We start from the raw sequence: 19,071 nt of genomic DNA on the forward strand, positions 1-19,071 counted from the left end.
GAGTCATGGCAGCACCGAAGAAGTACCCGGACGAGTTGCGTGAGCGCGCGACGCGGCTCGCGGTCGAGGCGAGGCAGGACCCCGCACGGAAGGCCGGTGCGCTGCAGCGTATCGGCGAGCAACTCGGGATCAACCCGGAGACGCTGCGGGGCTGGGTGAAGCAGGCCGAGATCGACGCCGGGCAGGCGCCCGGGATGACGACCGCGGAGGCGCAGCGGATCAAGGAGCTTGAGGCCGAGGTGCGGGAGCTGCGGCGAGCGAACGAGATCCTGAAGACCGCGTCGGCGTTTTTCGCCGCGGCGGAGCTCGACCGCAAGCTGAAGTAGCCGAGGTGCCGACCGCGGTGCTCGTCGAGTACATCGACGAGCACCGCGACCGGTTCGGGGTCGAGCCGATCTGCCAGGTCCTGCGTGACGCGGACGTCCAGATCGCCCCGAGCACCTACTACGCCGCCAAGGCGCGTCCGCCGTCCGCGCGGGCGGTCAGGGACGCGGAACTGACCGAGGACATCCGGGTGGTCCACAAGGCGAACCTTGGCGTCTACGGCGCCCGGAAGATCCACGCGGCCCTGAACCGGGAGGGCGTCGAGGTCGCCCGCTGCACGGTCGAGCGGCTGATGCGCGCCGCGGGCATCCAGGGCATCCGGCGCGACAAGACCCGCAAGACCACCTTCGGGGACGGCGCGGAGACCGATCGGCCCGCCGACCTCGTCAAGCGCGCGTTCACCGCGACGACACCGAACCAGCTCTGGGTTGCGGACCTGACCTACATCCGCACCCACGCCGGGTGGACCTATGCCGCGTTCGTCCTGGACGTGTTCTCTCGCCGTGTCGTCGGCTGGCAGGTGTCCACGTCGCTGCGCACCGATCTCGCCCTCGACGCGCTCGAGATGGGCCTCTGGGAGCGCCGCAGAGCAGGTCAAGACATCACCGGGCTGATCCATCACAGCGATGCCGGAGTTCAATACCGTGCGATTCGCTACACCGAGCGGCTCGCCGAAGCCGACGCGGTCGCGTCCGTCGGAACGGTCGGCGACAGCTACGACAACGCGATGGCCGAGGCGCTGAACTCGCTGTTCAAGGCCGAGTGCATCCGCAACCCCGTCATGCGCCCCAAGGGCGGGTGGGCGTCGGTCCGCGACGTCGAGATCGCGGTCGCCGAATACGTCGACTGGTACAACCACCGGCGCCTGCACGGCGAGATCGGACACATCCCGCCCGCCGAGTTCGAGGCCGCCCACTGGGCATCCCACGAGCCCGTCAGCTACGTTGGAGAACAGGTTCCCGTCGGAGCCGGTTCCAGATAACCGAGCCTCCACGAAACCCGGGGCGCTTCACTTCTTCGACAAGCTCATCGTCCGGCCCGACGACACCGTGGACGGGCAGCCCGGGGAACCGTTCAACATCCTGTTCAACCCGGACATCCAGCGCACCGCGCTTGCACGACAGCGAGCCACGGCGGAATCTGGACCTCAAACCGGAAACATCGCCGGTTTGAACAACGACGATCTGGTGGGCGCAGAGGGACTCGAACCCCCGACATCTTGCTTGTAAGGCAAGCGCTCTAACCAACTGAGCTATGCGCCCGAGGGATCCCCAGGGTAGCGGCTCACGCACCCTGGGGCATCCCGGATCAGGCCTGGAGGCGGGCACGCACGCGCGCCGCGACCTCCTTGCCCTCTGCGCGGCCGGCGGCCTGTGCGTTGACGGCCTTGACCAGGGCCCCCATGTGCTTCATGGTCGGGGCCTCGTCCAGCGCGTCGAAGGCCTCCGCGACGAGCGCGTCGAGTTCCTCGGACGTCAGGGGAGCGGGGAGGTAGCGGGAGATGAAGTCCGCCTCGCTGGCCTCCTTCTCCGCCAGCTCGGGTCGCCCGGCGTCCGCGTAGGTGGCGGCCGCGTCGCGACGCTGGTGCATCTCCTTGGTGATGACGGCGAGCTCCTCGGCGTCGGTCAGCTCACGGGCGGTGTCGCCTGCCACCTCGGCGACGGTGATGGCGCCCATCATCATCCGGATGTTCATCTTGGCGGCCTCGTCCTTGGCGCGCAGCGCGTCGGCCAGGTCCTTCTTGAGCTGGCTCTTGGTGGCTCCCATGTGGGTTGCTCCTCTTCTTCTGCAGATGCGCCAACCATTCTGACAGGTCGCGGACGCGGGCGGCACGGTAGAGTGGTCCACTGTGGCAAACGATGACCTGACCGCCCGGATTTCCGAACTGGCCCATTCCCTCGAGTCGATCGAGGCAGTGGCCGACCTCGACGCGCTCCGCAAGGAGATCGCCGAGCTGGAGGAGCAGGTCGCGGCACCTGACCTGTGGGACAACCAGGAGAACGCGCAGCGCGTGACCTCCCAGCTGTCCGCCAAGCAGGGCGAGGTCGACCGGATCACGGGCCTGCGCTCCCGCCTCGACGACGTCAAGGTCATGCTGGAGCTGGCCGACGAGGAGGGCGACCCCGAGGCGCAGGCAGAGGTCGAGCGCGACCTGGCCAAGCTGGGCAAGGACGTCGAGGCACTCGAGGTCCGCACCCTGCTGTCGGGGGAGTACGACGACCGCGACGCGCTCATCACCATCCGCGCGGAGGCCGGCGGCGTCGACGCCGCGGACTTCGCCGAGATGCTGATGCGCATGTACCTGCGCTGGGCCGACCGCCACCACTACAGCACCGAGGTCTACGACACCTCCTACGCCGAGGAGGCGGGCCTCAAGTCCGCGACCTTCGCCGTCAAGTGCCCCTTCGCCTACGGTACCCTCTCGGTTGAGCAGGGCACCCACCGCCTCGTGCGCATCTCGCCCTTCGACAACCAGGGCCGCCGCCAGACGTCGTTCGCCGGCGTCGAGGTCCTCCCCGTCACGGAGGAGACCGACCACATCGACATCCCCGAGGGTGACCTCCGCATCGACGTGTTCCGCTCGTCCGGCCCCGGCGGCCAGTCGGTCAACACCACCGACTCCGCCGTCCGCATCACGCACCTGCCCACCGGCATCGTCGTGAGCTGTCAGAACGAGAAGTCGCAGCTGCAGAACAAGGCCGCCGCACTGCGGGTCCTGCAGTCCCGTCTGCTCGAGAAGGTCCGCCAGGACCGCGAGAAGGAGATGAACGCGCTGAAGGGCGACGGTGGCAACTCCTGGGGTGCGCAGATGCGCTCCTACGTCATGAACCCGTACCAGATGGTCAAGGATCTGCGCACCGACTACGAGGTGGGCAACCCCGAGGCCGTCTTCGACGGCGACATCGACGGCTTCATCGACGCCGGCATCCGCTGGCGCAAGAAGTCGGAGGCGTCCGCCTGACGGCCGCGGCTGATGTCGGTTCTTCACCGCGTGTCAGTTCGCGGCCACGGAACCGGTGGCATACAATTCATCGAGTTCTGAGATTTTCTCAGGATCTTCCCCATCTGCCGGAGCCGCTGTGATCACGTTCGAGGACGTCACCAAGTTCTACCCGGGACAGGAGCGACCTGCCCTCAGGAACATCAACCTGGAGATCGACAAGGGCGAGTTCGTGTTCCTCGTCGGTCAGTCCGGGTCCGGCAAGTCCACCTTCCTCCGGCTCATCCTGCGCGAGTACAAGCCGACGAAGGGCACTCTCTACGTCGCCGGCAAGAACCTCGCGACCATGAACCAGTGGAAGGTGCCGCAACTCCGCCGCCAGATCGGGACGGTGTTCCAGGACTTCCGGCTCCTGCCGGGCAAGACGGTCTATGAGAACGTCGCCTTCGCGCTCCAGGTGATCGGCAGCCCCGCCAAGCACATCAAGCGGATCGTGCCCGACACGCTCGACCTGGTCGGCCTCGCCGGCAAGGGCGACCGCCCCTGCGAGGAGCTCTCCGGCGGCGAGCAGCAGCGCGTCGCGATTGCGCGGGCCTTCGTCAACCGGCCCAAGATCCTCATCGCCGACGAGCCGACGGGCAACCTCGACCCCGAGACCTCGGTCGGCATCATGAAGCTCCTAGACCGCATCAACCGGGCCGACACCACCGTGATCATGGCCACCCACGACTCGTCCATCGTCGATCAGATGCGCCGCCGCGTCCTCGAGCTCCGTTCCGGCGAACTCGTCAGGGATCAGGCCAAGGGCGTTTACGGCACGGCGTAGGACAGGAGAACTTTCTTTCATGCGGCATTCACTTCGCGAAACCTGGTCGGGTCTGCGACGCAACCTGGCCATGACCATCGCGGTCATCGTCACGATGGCTGTTTCCCTCACCCTGCTCGGCGCGGGATTCCTCACCGCAATGGAGGTCAACGTCGCCAAGGCGGACCTCTACCAGAAGATCGAGATCTCGGTGTATCTCTGCACCGAGAGCACACAGGGCGGGCAGTGCGAGGAGGGCAAGGGGACCACCGACGCGCAGCGGGAGCAGATCCAGGCCACCCTTGAGGCCAATCCCGAGGTCTCGACCGTGACCTACCAGTCCAAGGAGCAGGCCTTCGAGGAGTTCCAGAGGGTCTTCGCCAACTCATCCGCGGCAGCGTCGCGCACCGTCGATGACATGCAGGACTCCTTCACCGTCTCGCTGGTGAACCCGGAGAACTACGCGGGCGTCGTCAGCGAGGCCAAGGGGCTCACCGGCGTGCAGAACGTCCAGGACCTGCACAGCGTGCTCGACCCGATGTTCAACTGGCTCAGCACCCTGCAGTGGGTGACGCTGGTCATGTCCGGGCTCCTGCTGTTCGCTGGCGCCCTGCAGATTGCCAACACCATCCGGATGGCCGCATTCTCCCGTCGACGGGAAATCGGCATCATGCGGCTCGTGGGCGCCTCGAATATCTATATCCTGTTGCCGTTCCTGCTGGAATCCCTGGTTGCGGGTCTGATCGGCATCATCATCGCCGCGGTCGCGTTGACTGCGGGGTTCTGGTTCATCATCGTCCAGAACGCTCAACCCTCACTCTCTGCTTTAGCTTGGATTGGCTGGAGTCACCTCGGTGCTGCCATTGTGGGCACAGCACTGGTGGGAGTTGCGCTTGCCGTCATCCCCACACTCGTAGCCACCCGCAAGTATCTGAAGATCTGACTTCCCCAAAGGAGGCCGCGTGAACAGGGAACTTCCCCCCCAGCCCGTTCAGCGCAGCATGACCACTCGACTGGTCCGCGGCATCGTCGCCGCGACGGCCTCGGTGGCACTGATGTGCTCGATCTCCCTGCCCACGCAGGCCGATTCGCTCGATGACCGCAAGGAGCGGCTCGAGCAGGCCATCGATGAGCAGGAGCAGGCCGTCGACCAGGCCGAAGCCACCGCGGATGACGCTGCGGCCGCCGCCGAGACCGCCCGCAACCAGCTCGCGGGTGCCGAGGCCGAACTCGCCGCGGCCGAGGCCGCTACGGCGAAGGCGAAGAAACTCGACGAGCAGCGCGCTGAGGAGCTGGCCGAGGCCGAGCACAAGCTCGAACAGGCCAAGGCGAGCGTCGCGGCCGCGAAGGCCGCCGTCGATTCGGTCGACAAGCGCATGAACGAGGAGATCGTCGTCACGACGCAGACCAGCGACGGCCTGATGAACCTGGCCCTGCTGTTCAGCGACCTGACCACCGCGAACCTGAATGCGCGCGCTCAGATGGCCCAGACGCTGCTCGACTCGTCGCAGCAGCAGCTCGATGAGTTGGAGGAGCGTCGCCTGGCCCTCGAGACCGCCGAGCAGGAGGCCGACGCCGCAGAGCAGGCCGCCACCGAGGCCCGCGAGGCCGCCGCGAAGCAGCTCAAGGCCAGCCAGGACGCCGAGGCTCAGGCCGAGGATCTGCGCGCCGAGATCGCCGACCTCGTCAAGCGCCGCGACGCCGCCGAGCGCGAGGCCAACGCGCAGGTCGCGACGGAGACCCAGCGTCAGGCAGACCTCGAGTCCGAGGCCGCGTCCGTCGAGAAGCGCATCCAGGCCCGCATCGCCGCCGAGAAGAAGGCAGCGGCGGAGAAGGCGGCCAAGGAGAAGGCCGCGCGGGAGAAGGCCGCCTCGAGGAACAAGCAGCGAAGCTCGTCGTCCTCCTCGTCGTCATCCTCTTCCTCCTCGTCGAGTTCCTCCAGCTCGTCGGGCTTCATGTACCCGGTCAACGCGCGCATCACGTCTCAGTACGGCATGCGTCTGCACCCGGTGCTCGGCTACTGGAAGCTGCACGACGGCACGGACTTCGGCGCCGCCTGCGGCACCGCCATCAAGGCGGCAGGCGACGGCGTCGTCAGCGAGCGCTACTACAACGCGGGCTACGGCAACCGCCTGATGATCGACCACGGGAAGATCAACGGCCGCTACGTGACCACCGGCTACAACCACGCCACCCGCTACATCGTGAGCGTGGGCCAGCGGGTGAAGAAGGGACAGGTCATCGGCTATGTCGGCACCACCGGCTACTCGACCGGCTGCCACCTGCACCTGATGGTCTGGGAGAACGGCACCGTCGTCAACCCGATGAGCCGCTACTTCTGACAGCTGTCATACTGGACCAATGCCCAGAGAGACCGGAGAGAAGCTCGTCGCGCAGAACCGCCGCGCGCGGCACGACTACGCGATCGGCGAGACGTTCGAGGCCGGCCTCGTCCTGACCGGCACCGAGGTCAAGACGCTGCGCAACGGCCGGGCGACGCTGTCCGACGCGTACGCGACGGTCGACGACAACGGTGAGGCCTGGCTGATCAACGCGAACATCCCCGAGTACGAGTTCGGCACCTGGCGCAACCACTCGGCCAAGCGCAGCCGCAAGCTGCTGCTGCACCGCAAGGAGATCACCCGCATCCAGCGCGCCCTCGATTCCTCGGGCCGCACGCTGATCCCGCTGTCGCTGTACTTCAAGGACGGCTACGCCAAGGTCCAGATCGGCATCGCCACGGGCAAGAAGGACTGGGACAAGCGCCGCGACCTCGCGGAGCGCGACGCCAAGCGAGAGGCGGAGCGGGCGCTCGCATCCCGCAACCGCTACCGCAGGGGCTGAGCCGGGGTCCATCCAGGGGAGTTCCCGATGGTTCGGCCGACGGGCGCCGACCAGACTGGATGGCATGACCCAGCAGCCCTTCGGTACCCAGCAGCCGTTCCACCCCGGAGCCATCACCGAGCAGCAGCGCGAGCGTGCGATCTCGCACCTGCAGTCGCTGTACGCCAACGGCACTCTCGGGGAGGCCCAGTTCAACCAGCGCCTCGACCTGGCATTCGCCGCCCGCGACCGGGCCGAGCTGAGCCGCGCGCTGCAGGGCCTCGCCCGAATCGCCCCCGTCGCCCTCACGCGTCCCGCACCCGGGCAGCCGACGCCAGCAGAGAACGTGGCCGGAGGCCTCACGCATCTCAGCGGCTTCGTGACCTCGTTCATCGGCCCCGCGATCGTCCGCGCCGTCGCGACGCCCGGCTCCAAGCTGTGGTGGGAGGCCTCGCGGGCGTTCAGCCTCCAGCTGACCGCGTTCGCGCTGGGCGCCGCCGCGCTCGTCCTCACGACCATCCTCGGCTTCGGCGGCGGCATCATGACGCTCGGCTGGCTGGTCTGGGTCGGCGCGACGGTGTTCGCGGCCGTCAGGGCGTTCAACGGCCGGCCGGGCACCGACGGCTTCGGACACCTGCTCCTCGCACGCCCCAAGGCGCCGCAGGCATCCCTTGGCTACACGCGCTAAACTGGTGGGCGACAACTCAACAGGGGGTGACTGGTTTCGACTTGGGCGGTAGTCCCAGGGGAAGCGGGTCGAGGATCCACGCTTATCTCGTTAACGACGTGTGGAAACCAATAAGTGCCAACAACAACCGCACTGACTTCGCTCTGGCTGCCTGATCAGCTAACGAAGGGTCAACCCGAGGGTGCCTTCACCTCGGGACCTGGCCTCATTTAGAGGGCTTGCTGAGTAACCTGCGTGCCAGGGGTTGCTCGGGACTTTACTGGTACTGGGTCTGTCTGCGACATGCTGATGTGAGTGCAGGGACCGAGTAACGCGCCTAGTCAGCTGCACCCGGAGAAGCCCTGGTTCGTCTCTCAAGGACGCGGGTTCAATTCCCGCCACCTCCACCCCTGTGGCCCCTGTCAGCTCGCTGACAGGGGCTTTCCTCTTGCCGCCTCAATGACCCTGGGGAAGGGACCTGATGGCTTCGCCGGCCACCTGCCTGTCGTGCTCGCATCTGCCGATGGGTGGGCCTTCCGACTGAAGGATCCTCTGGCGTCATGCCGCCCACTATGATCCGACGGCCCCCGACCGGGCTCCGGGGCCGGGGCCGTTCCTTGGCTCCCGAGGCTTGAATGTTCCGTTGTGGGCCGTCGTCGGGACCATACCCGTGCCTGTGACTAGAATTGGTCGGTCCGTACCCGACCTTCGAGAGGACTTCAAGTGGAGCTGCAGGAGCGTCAGGTTCGTAGGCGGCTGGAGGAAGACTTCGAGCCTCACATCGACCTTTCCGACTATCAGCACCATCCGGAGGACGAACAGGCCAAGGCGCGCACGACCCGCGCCCTGGCGGCATTGACCGTGGCGGCACACGCGATGGTCTCCGTTGAAGATGCATGTGCCTCCGTGGTTGACGAAAGCAGTGACCAAGGAATCGATGCGATCGGAATTTCAGCGGCGCGTCGTGAGGTTTACGTCGTGCAGACCAAGACGTCCTCTGGTGGTCCCAGCCCGACTGAGGTCATGAAGTTCGCGCACGGCATTCGCCGCCTTCTCGACTGGGATTGGGATGCGCTCGGCCCAAAGGCGCGGCGCCGTCGCGGTGAAATTGAGGAGGCGCTGACGGACGCTCGAGTCATCGCCATCTTTAGTTACCTAGGTACGCAAGGGCCGAATGAGGATGCGTCTCGCCTGAGCACTCAGTTGACACAAGAAGTGAATTCGGCCGGCGATATTCTTGAGTTTCACTACGAAGGTCTGCGCGAAAACTACGAGCGTCGGAATATCGCAAGCGGTTTGTCGTCCCCTGACTCTGAACTGACCTTTGACAGGTGGGTCACGATGAGCGACTACAGGTCGGAGATTATGGGCATCGTTCCTGGAGAACAGTTGGCAACGATAACGGACCAGTTCAGCGAACGACTGTTCGACAAGAACATCCGAGCGATCCTTCGTTCAACCGAAACAAATGAAGTCCTCGACGAGACTCTTCGCAACTCTCCGTCAGACTTCTGGTACTACAACAACGGCATCACGATTGTCGCAAACTCGATCGGCTGCTCTCGCACCAGTCCGAGGTCCTCTAACGAGACCTTCTCATTGAAGGGCTTGAGTGTGGTCAATGGAGCTCAGACTGTGGCGCCCTTTCGCGAGCACTTCGTAGCAACTTACCCCTAGACGACGTTCACGTCACCGTCCGTGTCATCTCGACCGCAGGTCACCCTGAGGATTTCGAGAAGCAGGTCACTCGATACACCAATACCCAGAATCAAGTTAGCAACCGCGAGTTTGTAGCCCTGGATCCTTATCAGCAGGAGTTGAGCGACATTCTCTTGGCTGAGGCTATTCAGTACTCATTCCGCACCGGGCAAGCACTTGATGACGAGGAGTACGACTTCGCATTCGACCTCGAGGAGGCCACGCGTGCGCTCAGTTGTTGGTCCGGCGTGGACAACGCGACGCGAGCCAAGCGCGAAATCGGTCGCATGTGGGCAGACTTGAACGCTAGTCCGTACCTCGAACTCTTTCCGCGGGATCTAAATGCGGCCACAATGTATAACGCGGTGCGCTTCTGGCGATATTTCCGAGACTCCTATAATGCGTACGGTCGAGAGCGCGAGCACCGCGCGAAGAATATTGTCAAGAACTCTGAGTTCATGGCTACCGCGCTTTTCATGCAGTGGGCCCGGGCCAATGGTGCCGAATTCACGAATATCGATTGGGGCGTGGCGACGTTCATCGATGGGTGCGCGGAGCAAGTTCGCGTCTTGTCAGAGTGCGTAGTCGACCGGCATGAACGCGAGAATCCAGGCGGCTTTGCTATGTCATTCTTCAAGAACCAGCAAAAGGTCGAGCATTTTGCTCGTACAGTTCGCACTGATTTTCAGAGCCAACTCGGGGTGTCAGCGAGCAGCGCATAGGCCCGCTGTCGAGCCGACTGGCGTGTGCGGCATGTCCAGCTGCGGACTTGCACTCGTTCGCGCTATGCGTCAGTAGGACTTCCCTCTGCTAGGATGGATCGCGGAAACCGTTGAGAGCGGCCTTTGGCGCAATTCACTCACTCCGTGAGCACCTTTGGTCTGGTGCACGAGTAACCACGCGCGTGCCCCATTCCGCCGCGAGTGACGTACTCTCATGCCGCGAGGTTCAAGCGCGTATGGAAACCGACCAGTCGTGCCCAACAACGTAGAGGTCGATGCTCAACTCCCTGCGAACCCCCGCGGGCACCCCTTCCGCCGCAGCCGATGCATGCGTGGGCACGACAACGGCAAAGCGAGTGTCGGGGCCGGGACACTCGTCACGCATACGGCGGGGCAGTTGCCCGAACATCGTGTCCTCGTCCAAGCCGATCGCGACCGTACGTCCCTTCGCTTCTGCGAAAGTTCGTTGACCGTCCTTCTGCGCAACCGCGTCAACGCAGCCGATCTCGCGCTCGGTGACCCACTCCTGTTCGTCTAGGAACGCGCAGAAGGCTTGGATGACACGCTCCTCGTTGCCCCTCATTGGAACAACCTAGGGACGTTGAACGTACGGATCTGCCGCGATGAGGGTAAGACCTGGACCATTCATTGGCCCGTTGGTCTTGTCTGAGTCATGCGGCGGGCTGAATCAGCATCAGGTGGTGCCCGAAGGCACGGAGTTCGACACGTGCCCCCTGAGCTCCACCACCCCTGTGGGCATGAGGCCCCGTTCCCCTCGGGGAACGGGGCCTCATCTCTGTCTTGGCGTGGGTCGTCTCGTGTGGTCAGCAGCGCTGCAGCGGCGCGCTGTAAGTCGTGTTGCTGCGGTTGGTGACGTAGTAGTCGCTGACCCAGGTGGCGTCGTCGAGCTTGTTCCAGACGGTCGTCGTGCCGACCTTGCTGCCCTTCTTCTGGCAGACGACCGCGGCGAGCCCTCCGTTCGGGATCGACCCGACCGTGGCGTACGACGTGCCGGGTCCCGTGCGGACGTTCACCTTCGACGACACATCCACCTGGTAGCTGTGCCGGCATCGGGGGAGAGGCTTGCTCATGCCCGTGCCCGACGGCGTGCTGACGTAGTAGTCGCTGACGTAGGTGCCGTCGGAGAGTCGGTCCCACACCTTGGTGGTCTTCACCGTGCCCCCGTTCGTCTGGCAGACAATCTTGAGGCTCGTGCCGGCGGGGAGCTTCTTCACCGTCTCGTAGCTGGTCGACGGGCCGGTGCGCGCGTTCAGGGAGACCGGAGCGGTCACCTTGTAGCTGTACAGCACCGTCGCGACGGGGGCGTCGAACTGGTCGCTGTCGATGTTGATCGTCACGCCGCCGTAGGTCTCGGTGTGGTCGCCGCGGTACTGCTTGCCGCGCTGGTGCACCGCCCACTTCGAGTCCGAGATGCCGGCCCAGCCCTTCAGCGACGTGGAACCGTCCCACCGGGCGATCCAGATCGCGTCGGCACGGGCGTAGGACGTGGAGGTGTAGACCCCGGCGGTGTCGGCAGCGCCGCGCGTGAGGTTCAGGTACAGGCCGGACAGGTAGCCCTTGGCGTGCAGCTGACGCGTCCAGGCGGACTCGAACGTGAGGACCGCCTTGACGTCGTTCGTGTTGCCGCGGTCGTAGGCCTCCACGTCGTAGTAGATGGCGCTGCCGGCGATCATACCGAGCGCCTTCGCCTGCGCGATCGCGTCGTCGGCCGCCGCCCTGCCCTGTGCCGAAGCCGTCGACAGCTTGATCGTCGAGCCACGGGGCCGGTTCGCGCTGGAGGGCTGTGGGCCGAGGTAGATCGGGATCAGCTTCCAGCCGAGCCTGCTCACCGCACCTACCCACGACTTAGTGAGGTTCGGCTGGGCGCACGTGCGTCCGTCGCCGCCGATGTAGACCCCGAGTGCCCGGTAGGGCGAGTCCTTCCAGGCCCGGATTGCATCGAGCGACGGGGCCGTGCAGGTGTCGAAGGCCCTGCCCGTGTAGCGCGTGTTCGACGATGCGGCCGGGTAGGAGATCGATGTCGCGGGGTCGGCGGCCGCGGGGGGCCTCTGCCCCCACGAAAGACCGAGCGCCAGCGCTGCCGAGGCTCCGATGATGAGCAGTCTCTGCGTGAGGTTCATGATGGCTCCAGCCACTCACTTCGCCCGCCGCGCCATCGCGACGAGACGTTACCCTTGGGCCAATTCTAGGTCCGTCCGGGCGGAAAAGCTCCGGCGGGAATCGACGTAGCCAGGCCGCCCGGCGACGCACCTGTTCGCCTCTGGTGAACACCGCGAGAAACATCACGATCAGTGCTCTGGACAGCCGATTCTGGGCAGTTTCTGTCGGTGCCGGGTGGTGGACTGGAGTCATGGCTGGGGGCGGCATGGTGGCGGGGCTCGAGGAGTATCTGGACGGTGCTCTGGAGGAGCTGTCCGCCCTGCGCTCGCACGATGACGACGCGGTCGCGCTGGTGGAGATCGCCGCGGTACTCGACCGGTTCGGCGAGCGCCTGCAGGCTCTCCGGGTCGACGTGATCCGGCGCGCCGACCTCGTCGCGGACGAGCACACCGACGTGAAGATCCTGGTTCACGCCTCGAACTTCATGACGCAGGCCGAGGCCGGCGCTCAGGTGAACCTGGCCAGGGCACTGGAGAGGCTGCCGCTGCTCCGCGACGCGTGGCGCGCCGGGACGCTCTCCAGGGCGCAGGCCCAGGGGATCCTCCGGGGCCTGAAGCAGGTGCCCGTCGCGCTCGGGCCGGCGCTGCTGGAGCGGGCACAGGAGGAACTGCTGGCCTGGGTCGGCCAGCTGGACCCGAAGGGCCTGGAGGTCCTCGCGGCGTCCCTCGGGGACCTGCTTGTGCCGGAACTGGCGGAGGAACGCGAGCGGGAGCGCGTCGAGCGTGACGCGCGGATGGCACGCGACCGTCGGGAGCTGATGCTGGCGAGCGACCACCACGGGTCGATGACCATCCGGGGCCGCGTTCCCATCGCGGTCGGCGAGGCCTTCCGCGCGCAGCTGCAGGCGCTGGTGCCGACGTCCCAGTCGTACCGCGAGGCTCACGAGACGCCCCCGTCGATGGCGGCGCGGACGGCTGACGCGCTCGAGGCCTGGACCTCGATCGTCTCGGGTGTCGACAAGGACGCGATGCCGTCCCGCGGAGGGGACCGGCCGACGCTGTACGTCACCGTCAGCGAGGAGGGGCTACTCGCCCGCGATGCCCAGGCCCGGCTACTGGACGATCAGACCCGGCTCGATGCGCCGGAGACGCGGCGCATCGCGTGTGACGCGAGGCTGGCTCGCCTCGTGTTCTCGGCGGAGGGCGCCATTGTCGACCTCGGGCAGAGTCGGCGCCTGTTCACAGGGCCCCTGCGCCGTGCGCTTGCGGCCAGGGACCGTGGCTGCGCGTTCCCGGGCTGCGACATGCCCGCCGTCGCCTGCGAAGGGCACCACATCGTTCCCTGGCAGTCCGGCGGCTCGACCTGCCTGGATAACGCGGCGCTCCTGTGTCCGCGTCACCACCGGCTGGTGGAACCCGATCCCGGTCGCCCGGCGCACCTCCAGTGGCAGGTCCGCCTCGATCCCGAGACAAGGCTCCCCGTGTTCATCCCGCCCTCCGGGGGCGGCGAAGAGGAGAAGCCCCATCTCCACCATCGATTCCTCCGGCGATACCAGCCCCCACCCGGTGATGGGGAAGTGGAACCGTCCGACCAGCGGCCCACCGGCAGGGCGGCAAGCCCGCCCACACGCCAGGGAAGAGGTGCGCCCGGATGCTGGGGGACGAGTGCGCCCGCGAGCCAGCGGACAGGTGCGCCCCGATACTAGGGACGAGTGCGCCCTCAGACTCCCGCAGCCTGTTCGAAGGCCCGGATGATGCCGGCGTTGAACGCCTCGATGTCGCGGGGGCTGCGGCTGGAGAGCAGGTTGCCGTCGGCCACGAACTCCTCGTCGACCCAGGTGGCGCCGGCATTGCGCAGGTCCGTGCGGATGCGCGTGGTCGAGGTGAGGGTGCGGCCGCGCACCGCGTCGATTTCGATCAGGATCCACGCGCCGTGGCAGATCGGGGCGACGGGCTTCCCGGCATCCATGAACGCCTTGACGAAGGCCTGTGCGGCCTCGTTGGTGCGGATCTTGTCCGAGTTGAGCGTCCCTCCGGGCAGCACGAGGCCGAGATAGTTGGCGGGGTCCGCGTCGTCGAGCGTGACGTCGACGGTGAAGTCGTCGCCCCGGTCCCAGTCACCGACCAGCGCGGTGATGGTGCCGGCCTCCTCGCCGACGAGCACCGGCTCGCCGCCGGCCTCCAGCACCGCCCGCCAGGGTTCGGTGAGTTCGGGTTGTTCGACTCCGCGCTTGCAGAGGAACGCGATCCTGTGTCCGGTCAGCTGTGCCATGCGGCCATTCTGCCCCCGGCGGGGTGCTCGGGCCAGGGGTCAGTCCTCCTGCTCGACGAGCTGCACCTCCACACCCTCGGCACGCAGGTCCTCGAGCACGACGGGTGACGCGTGCGGGGTGGTGAGGACCACGTCGAGGTCGGCAAGGCGGCCGAACCGGTGGGCGGCGGTGCGGGAGAACTTGTCCGCCGTGGCCACCAGCACCGTGCTGCGCGCGGAGGCCAGAGCCGCCCGCTTGACCCGTGCGTCATTCCAGTCGGCGACGGTGAGCCCGCTGGCGGGATCGGCGGCGCAGGCCCCGATGAAGGCAACGTCGAACCGCATGGCCTCGACGGCCTCGGCGACACCCGCCCCGGTGAAGGACAGGTCGTCCGGCCCGACGGTCCCTCCCGGCACGATGACCTGGTTTCCGGGCACCCGGGCCAGGGCGGCCGCCGCGTGCAGGGACAGGGCCATGGCGGTGATGCCCAGCCCGGCGAGCAGGTCGGCCACGGCCAGCGCGGTCGTGCCGTTGTCGATCAGCACGCTGTCTCCGGGGCGAACGCGCGCGGCCGCGGCCGCGGCCAGCGCCTGCTTGGCCGGGGCATCGGAGGTCTGGCGGAGGCCGAAGGGGTACTGCGTCCCTCGCTGGACGACGGGGGCCGCGCCGCCGCGGATCCGCCTGAGGGCGCCCTGCTCGGCGAGCTCGGTCAGGTCGCGGCGGATCGTCACCGGCGACTGTCCGGTCAGCGTCACGAGGTCGGCGATGCTGCGGGCACCACTGTCCACCGCCCGGATGATCACTCTGTGCCGTTCTGATCGTTGCATGCGATCACTCTAGGTCGTAGCGTCCCTCGAACCATGCGGATCCTCCATGAACTGCTGGCGCGGCCGCCCGGCCGCTGCGAGACTCGTGGCACCCGCTGGCACTGCAGCCACCACGGTGTTACCAGGAGCAGCTTATGGAGAGCCTCACCAAGAACCGCCAGTCGACCGAGACGCTGCGCTGCCTCATCGAGCGCGCGTACGGACCGGGGCAGGTGCCCACGGACGAGGGCTTCGCCGAGGAGATCACCGAGGGCTGGTTCAACGTCGCCTACCGCATCACCCTGCGGGACGGTCGGCGCGTGGTGCTGAAGATCGCCCCGCCGCCCGGCGTCGAGGTGCTCACACGCGAGGTCGGGATGATGAGCGTCGAGCTTGAGGCGATGCGGCTTGTCTCCACCCTGACGGCCGTCCCCGTGCCGCACGTCGACCACGTCGACACCTCCACGAGATCGTGGACGCCGACCTCTTCTTCATGGAGCACGTCGACGCAGACAACTTCGGGCTCGCAGCCGACGCCGGACGTCTCAGCCCGGAGACAGTCTCAGCTGGACACCGTGAGCTCGGCGCGCTGAACAGGGAGATCAACTCCGTGGTCGGGCCCCACTTCGGGCCGCTGCTGGGGGAGGGATACGCCACCTGGCGGGAGGCGTTCACGCGGCTGGTCACCGACATCCTCGACGACGGGAGCCGGGTCGGCATCGACCTCGGCTGGGATCCCGACGAGATCCGCGCGGTCCTGGCGGAGAACTCGGACGCACTCGACGAGGTGACCGTGCCGCAGCTGATCGAGGTCGACCACTGGAGCAAAAACTCCATGATCCGCGACGGGCACATCTCGCGATCCTTGACCACGAGCGGGCGCTGTTCGGGGATCCCCTTATGGAGGCGGGGCTGACCGGGATGGACATGCCGGCGTTCGGGGATCCGACGGACTTCATGGCTGGCTTCGGGATCGACACGCTGACGGAGTCGCAGCGGACCAGGCGGCGCCTCTACTCGCTGGCGCTCGCGATCGTGATGGTCGTCGAGACGAAGTACCGCGGTCACACCGACACCGAGGTCTACGACTTCGGCCGCGAGAACCTGGACACCCTGATGTACGCCTTCGGGCGGGACTAAGGAGCGATGGCGGGCCGTGACGCCGCCGCGGAGCTCGCGACGCGCCCCGTCGGGCACCTGCTGTGGTGGGCGTGCACGCAGACGACGCTGTCGGTGGGCGCCTACGGCATCTACGCCGTCACCAGCGCCTGGTTCGTCTCGCCCGGCGTTGGGGAGGTGGCGCTGGCTGCGGTGAACCTCGCCGCGCCGCTCCTGCTGCTTGTCGGCGCCGTGTCGACGACGGTGGGGGTGGGCGGCGCGTCCCTGGTGTCCAGATCGCTCGGCGCCGGCGACCGCGGACGGGCGGCCCGGGCCGCGGGCACCTCCTTCACGATCTTCTGGCTGGTGGCGGTGCTCACCAGCGTGCTGGGCATTGCGTTCGTCGAGCCGCTGCTGCGCCTGATCGGGGCCACGGACCAGACGCTGCCCTATGCCGTGCCGTACGCGATCGTCATCCTCGGCGGCGCCATCCTCTCGACGGGGTTCTCGTCGATCGTGCGCGCCGAGGGCAGGCTCACGTTCTCGCTGCTGCTGTGGGTCATCCCCGTGGTCGTGCAGGTTCTCCTCGACCCCCTGCTGATCTTCGGGCTGGGCGTCGTCGGCGCAGGGCTGGGCACGGTCGGCGGCCAGGCCGTGTCCGCGGCGATGGCCGTGTGGCTCTTCTTCCTGCGGCGGGACCGGGCCTACCGGATCCGGGCCCGCGACCTCGTGCCCGACCCGCGGTTGGCCCGCCAGGTGATCGCGGTGGGCGCGCCGTCGTTCCTCGCCAGCTTCGGGGCGACCATCCTCGCGGTCGTCATCAACACCACCCTGGCGGCTGCCGGCGCGGTGGCGCTCGCCGCGTACGCGGTCAGCGCCGCGTCCAGACCCTGGCCACGATGCCGCAGCTCGGCATCACCCAAGGCGCGCAGCCCGTCATCAGCTACAACGCGGGCAGCGGACACCTGCTCCGGGTGGACAGTGCCCGCGTCCTGTCGCTGCGGGCCACGGTTGTCTACAGAGCCTGCGCGGCGGCGCTGGTCGCGGGGTTCGCGCAACCGCTGGCTGGCTTCTTCCTCTCCGACCCCGGGGCGGTGGAGTTGGCGGCCGGTGGCCTGCGGATCATCGCCGTCGGGTTCCTGTTCTCCGGCGTCACGCCGCTTGTCTCCGGCTACTTCCAGGCGCTCGGACGCTCGACCCCCGCCTACGCCCTCTCGCTCGGCACGCTGCTGGCGATCCGCCTGCCGCTGGTGCTCGGCCTCGGAGGTCTCGGCCCGGCAGGCGTCTGGGGAGCGTTGGCCCTGGGCGAGGCGGCCTCGGCGCTGGTGGCCTGGCTCGTCCTGCGGGCCGCGACCCGCACCCGGCCCGCCGCGTGCCGCCCCTGACGACGGCCTCCTTGTAGGATCGACGGCGTGGAACACACTGGAGCAATCGGCGTCGGGCAGTTGCTCATCGCGACCCAGCCCGGCCGCGGCGGCTTCTTCGACGGGGCCGTGGTGCTGCTGATAGAGCACCGTTCCGAGGGCACAGTCGGACTCTGCCTGAACCTCGTGTCCACCGCGGTCAGCGACGAGGTTCGCGCCGAGATCGAGCAGTTCAACACGGCGCCAGGGCGTGTCATGGACGGCGGGCCGGTCAACCTGGACGTGGTCGTCGCGCTGGGGGAGCCCGCCAACCCCGAGGCCCCACCGCCCGGCTGGGACCGTGTGATCGGCGACGTCGGGGTGGTCGACATCAACTTCCCCCGCGAGCTCCTCGAGACGTCCTTCTCCCAGCTCAGAGTATTCGTCGGGCTCTCGTGCTGGGCGCCGGGCCAGCTGGAGGGTGAGCTCATCCGCGGCTCGTGGTTCCGGACGACGGCGCGGACCGAGGACGTGTTCGCCGACCCGGAAGGCCTCTGGAGGCAGGTGCTGCGGCGCATCGGTGGCGCGACAGGCCGCTGGTCGACGTGGACCGAGGACCCGGAACTCAACTGATTTCGCTGGCCGCGTGGGTCTCGCGCGGCCGTGACCTTCCCGTGACCTTGAGCTGTCGCGGCTGGATGGCCCTCGCTACCATGGTCGGCAACGCAAGGAGGCTGTGAGGTGACAGAGGTTAGGTCCCGTCCCAAGATCCTGGTCGTCGACGACGATGCCGCGCTCGCTGAGATGCTGCAGCTCGTCCTCCACCAGGAGGGGTTCGACACGGTCCGCTGCGCCACCGGCGATGCCGCGCTGCAGGAGTTCCGCGCGTCGAACCCGGACCTCGTGCTGCTCGACCTGATGCTGCCCGGGCGTGACGGGGTCAGCGTGTGCCGCGACATCCGTGCCGAGTCGGGCGTGCCGATCGTCATGCTCACGGCCCGCTCGGACACCGCCGACGTCGTGAGCGGCCTGGAGGCCGGTGCCGACGACTACATCGCCAAGCCCTTCAAGGCGAAAGAGCTCGTCGCCCGCATCCGCACCAGGCTGCGCCGCACCATCGCCGACGCAGGCAAGGACCAGCTCGCCATCGGGGACCTGACCATCTCCGTGTCGGCGCACCAGGTCAAGCGCGGCACGCGGCCCCTGACGCTCACGCCGCTCGAGTTCGACCTCCTCCTCGCGCTGGCCAAGCGGCCGAACCACGTATTCAGCCGCGAGGCACTCCTCGACGAGGTGTGGGGCTACCGCAACGCGGCCGACACCCGGCTCGTCAACGTCCACGTCCAGCGACTGCGCGCCAAGGTCGAGAAGGACCCGGAGAAGCCGGAGATCGTGATCACGGTCCGCGGCATCGGGTACCGGGCCGGTGAGCCGACGGCCTGACCCGCGGGGACGGCTCAGGTCCCTGTGGT

General features: G+C 67.3%; 19 protein-coding genes, 1 tRNA gene, 1 other RNA gene, 2 pseudogenes and 1 other annotated feature. Of the genes and pseudogenes, 17 read left to right on the forward strand and 6 right to left on the reverse strand.

Annotated features, from left to right (window positions below):
• Positions 1-5 precede the first annotated feature (5 nt).
• Positions 6-1,306 (forward strand): IS3 family transposase gene (locus QH948_RS06165; protein ID WP_281144193.1). Its coding sequence is split into 2 segments (ribosomal slippage): positions 6-297 and positions 297-1,306, totalling 1,302 coding nucleotides; the frame shifts between segments, so codons are not numbered across the junction.
• Positions 284-436, forward strand: a sequence feature (AL1L pseudoknot). (Overlaps the previous gene by 153 nt.)
• 203 nt (positions 1,307-1,509) lie before the next feature.
• Here QH948_RS06165 and QH948_RS06170 read toward each other — a convergent pair.
• A tRNA-Val gene (locus tag QH948_RS06170) sits at positions 1,510-1,586 on the reverse strand.
• Positions 1,587-1,632: 46 nt separating this feature from the next.
• Positions 1,633-2,091 carry a GatB/YqeY domain-containing protein gene (locus QH948_RS06175; protein WP_281145966.1) on the reverse strand — a complete coding sequence of 153 codons (459 nt, stop codon included), beginning with the start codon at positions 2,089-2,091 and terminating at the stop codon, positions 1,633-1,635.
• Between the two features lie 82 nt (positions 2,092-2,173).
• Between QH948_RS06175 and prfB the strand changes: the two genes are divergently transcribed.
• The 8 genes and pseudogenes from prfB (at position 2,174) to QH948_RS14265 (ending at position 9,980) form a co-directional block, all read left to right on the forward strand.
• A complete protein-coding gene (gene prfB, locus QH948_RS06180) occupies positions 2,174-3,286 on the forward strand; it encodes a peptide chain release factor 2 (RefSeq protein WP_281145967.1) in 1,113 nt (370 codons plus the stop codon).
• 118 nt (positions 3,287-3,404) lie between these two features.
• Complete coding sequence (ftsE, locus tag QH948_RS06185) at positions 3,405-4,091, forward strand: cell division ATP-binding protein FtsE (protein WP_219079959.1); 687 nt, start codon at positions 3,405-3,407, stop codon at positions 4,089-4,091.
• 19 nt (positions 4,092-4,110) lie between these two features.
• Positions 4,111-5,013, forward strand: coding sequence for a permease-like cell division protein FtsX (gene ftsX / locus QH948_RS06190; RefSeq protein WP_281145968.1), 903 nt, complete (start codon positions 4,111-4,113; stop codon positions 5,011-5,013).
• 58 nt (positions 5,014-5,071) lie between these two features.
• Complete coding sequence (locus QH948_RS06195) at positions 5,072-6,412, forward strand: M23 family metallopeptidase (protein ID WP_281145969.1); 1,341 nt, start codon at positions 5,072-5,074, stop codon at positions 6,410-6,412.
• A gap of 19 nt (positions 6,413-6,431) precedes the next feature.
• Entirely contained in the window at positions 6,432-6,914 is a 483-nt protein-coding gene (smpB, locus tag QH948_RS06200; protein ID WP_219079953.1) for an SsrA-binding protein SmpB, read from the forward strand.
• A gap of 64 nt (positions 6,915-6,978) precedes the next feature.
• A complete protein-coding gene (locus QH948_RS06205; protein WP_281145970.1) occupies positions 6,979-7,581 on the forward strand; it encodes a DUF1707 domain-containing protein in 603 nt (200 codons plus the stop codon).
• Positions 7,582-7,603: 22 nt separating this feature from the next.
• Positions 7,604-7,970, forward strand: a transfer-messenger RNA (tmRNA) gene (ssrA, locus tag QH948_RS06210).
• Positions 7,971-8,925: 955 nt separating this feature from the next.
• Positions 8,926-9,980 (forward strand): annotated as a pseudogene (locus QH948_RS14265) (AIPR family protein).
• Positions 9,981-10,206: 226 nt separating this feature from the next.
• On the opposite strand, the gene QH948_RS06220 reads toward QH948_RS14265, so the two are convergent.
• Complete coding sequence (locus tag QH948_RS06220; protein WP_281145971.1) at positions 10,207-10,563, reverse strand: hypothetical protein; 357 nt, start codon at positions 10,561-10,563, stop codon at positions 10,207-10,209.
• A gap of 241 nt (positions 10,564-10,804) precedes the next feature.
• Positions 10,805-12,121, reverse strand: coding sequence for a glycoside hydrolase domain-containing protein (locus tag QH948_RS06225; protein WP_281145972.1), 1,317 nt, complete (start codon positions 12,119-12,121; stop codon positions 10,805-10,807).
• Positions 12,122-12,351: 230 nt separating this feature from the next.
• Between QH948_RS06225 and QH948_RS06230 the strand changes: the two genes are divergently transcribed.
• Entirely contained in the window at positions 12,352-13,806 is a 1,455-nt protein-coding gene (locus QH948_RS06230; RefSeq protein WP_281145973.1) for an HNH endonuclease signature motif containing protein, read from the forward strand.
• 14 nt (positions 13,807-13,820) lie between these two features.
• Here QH948_RS06230 and QH948_RS06235 read toward each other — a convergent pair whose 3' ends face one another.
• Together QH948_RS06235 and QH948_RS06240 are read right to left on the reverse strand one after the other, a co-directional pair.
• Positions 13,821-14,372, reverse strand: coding sequence for a type 1 glutamine amidotransferase domain-containing protein (locus QH948_RS06235; protein WP_281145974.1), 552 nt, complete (start codon positions 14,370-14,372; stop codon positions 13,821-13,823).
• Positions 14,373-14,411: 39 nt separating this feature from the next.
• Entirely contained in the window at positions 14,412-15,179 is a 768-nt protein-coding gene (locus QH948_RS06240; protein ID WP_281145975.1) for a DeoR/GlpR family DNA-binding transcription regulator, read from the reverse strand.
• Between the two features lie 134 nt (positions 15,180-15,313).
• Between QH948_RS06240 and QH948_RS06245 the strand changes: the two genes are divergently transcribed.
• From QH948_RS06245 to mtrA, 7 genes and pseudogenes are all read left to right on the forward strand, one after another.
• Complete coding sequence (locus QH948_RS06245; RefSeq protein WP_281145976.1) at positions 15,314-15,751, forward strand: phosphotransferase family protein; 438 nt, start codon at positions 15,314-15,316, stop codon at positions 15,749-15,751.
• 17 nt (positions 15,752-15,768) lie between these two features.
• On the forward strand, positions 15,769-16,074 hold the full coding sequence (locus tag QH948_RS06250; protein WP_281145977.1) for a hypothetical protein: 306 nt from the start codon (positions 15,769-15,771) through the stop codon (positions 16,072-16,074).
• Positions 16,059-16,298 (forward strand): hypothetical protein, encoded by a 240-nt coding sequence (locus QH948_RS06255; protein WP_281145978.1) that lies wholly within the window; start codon positions 16,059-16,061, stop codon positions 16,296-16,298. Before QH948_RS06250 ends, QH948_RS06255 begins: the two co-directional genes overlap by 16 nt.
• A gap of 6 nt (positions 16,299-16,304) precedes the next feature.
• A pseudogene (locus QH948_RS14215) lies at positions 16,305-16,793 on the forward strand (MATE family efflux transporter); the annotation flags it as partial.
• A gap of 362 nt (positions 16,794-17,155) precedes the next feature.
• Positions 17,156-17,641, forward strand: a complete 486-nt coding sequence (locus QH948_RS06265; RefSeq protein ID WP_281145980.1) for an MATE family efflux transporter — start codon at positions 17,156-17,158, stop codon at positions 17,639-17,641.
• 27 nt (positions 17,642-17,668) lie between these two features.
• Positions 17,669-18,232, forward strand: coding sequence for a YqgE/AlgH family protein (locus tag QH948_RS06270; protein WP_281145981.1), 564 nt, complete (start codon positions 17,669-17,671; stop codon positions 18,230-18,232).
• 171 nt (positions 18,233-18,403) lie between these two features.
• The gene (gene mtrA / locus QH948_RS06275) at positions 18,404-19,042 is read left to right on the forward strand and encodes an MtrAB system response regulator MtrA (RefSeq protein ID WP_348634953.1); all 639 of its coding nucleotides are present in this window, start codon (positions 18,404-18,406) and stop codon (positions 19,040-19,042) included.
• Positions 19,043-19,071: the final 29 nt, after the last annotated feature.

It is taken from the genome of Tessaracoccus lacteus, from assembly GCF_029917005.1.
Lineage (GTDB): Bacteria > Actinomycetota > Actinomycetes > Propionibacteriales > Propionibacteriaceae > Arachnia > Arachnia lactea.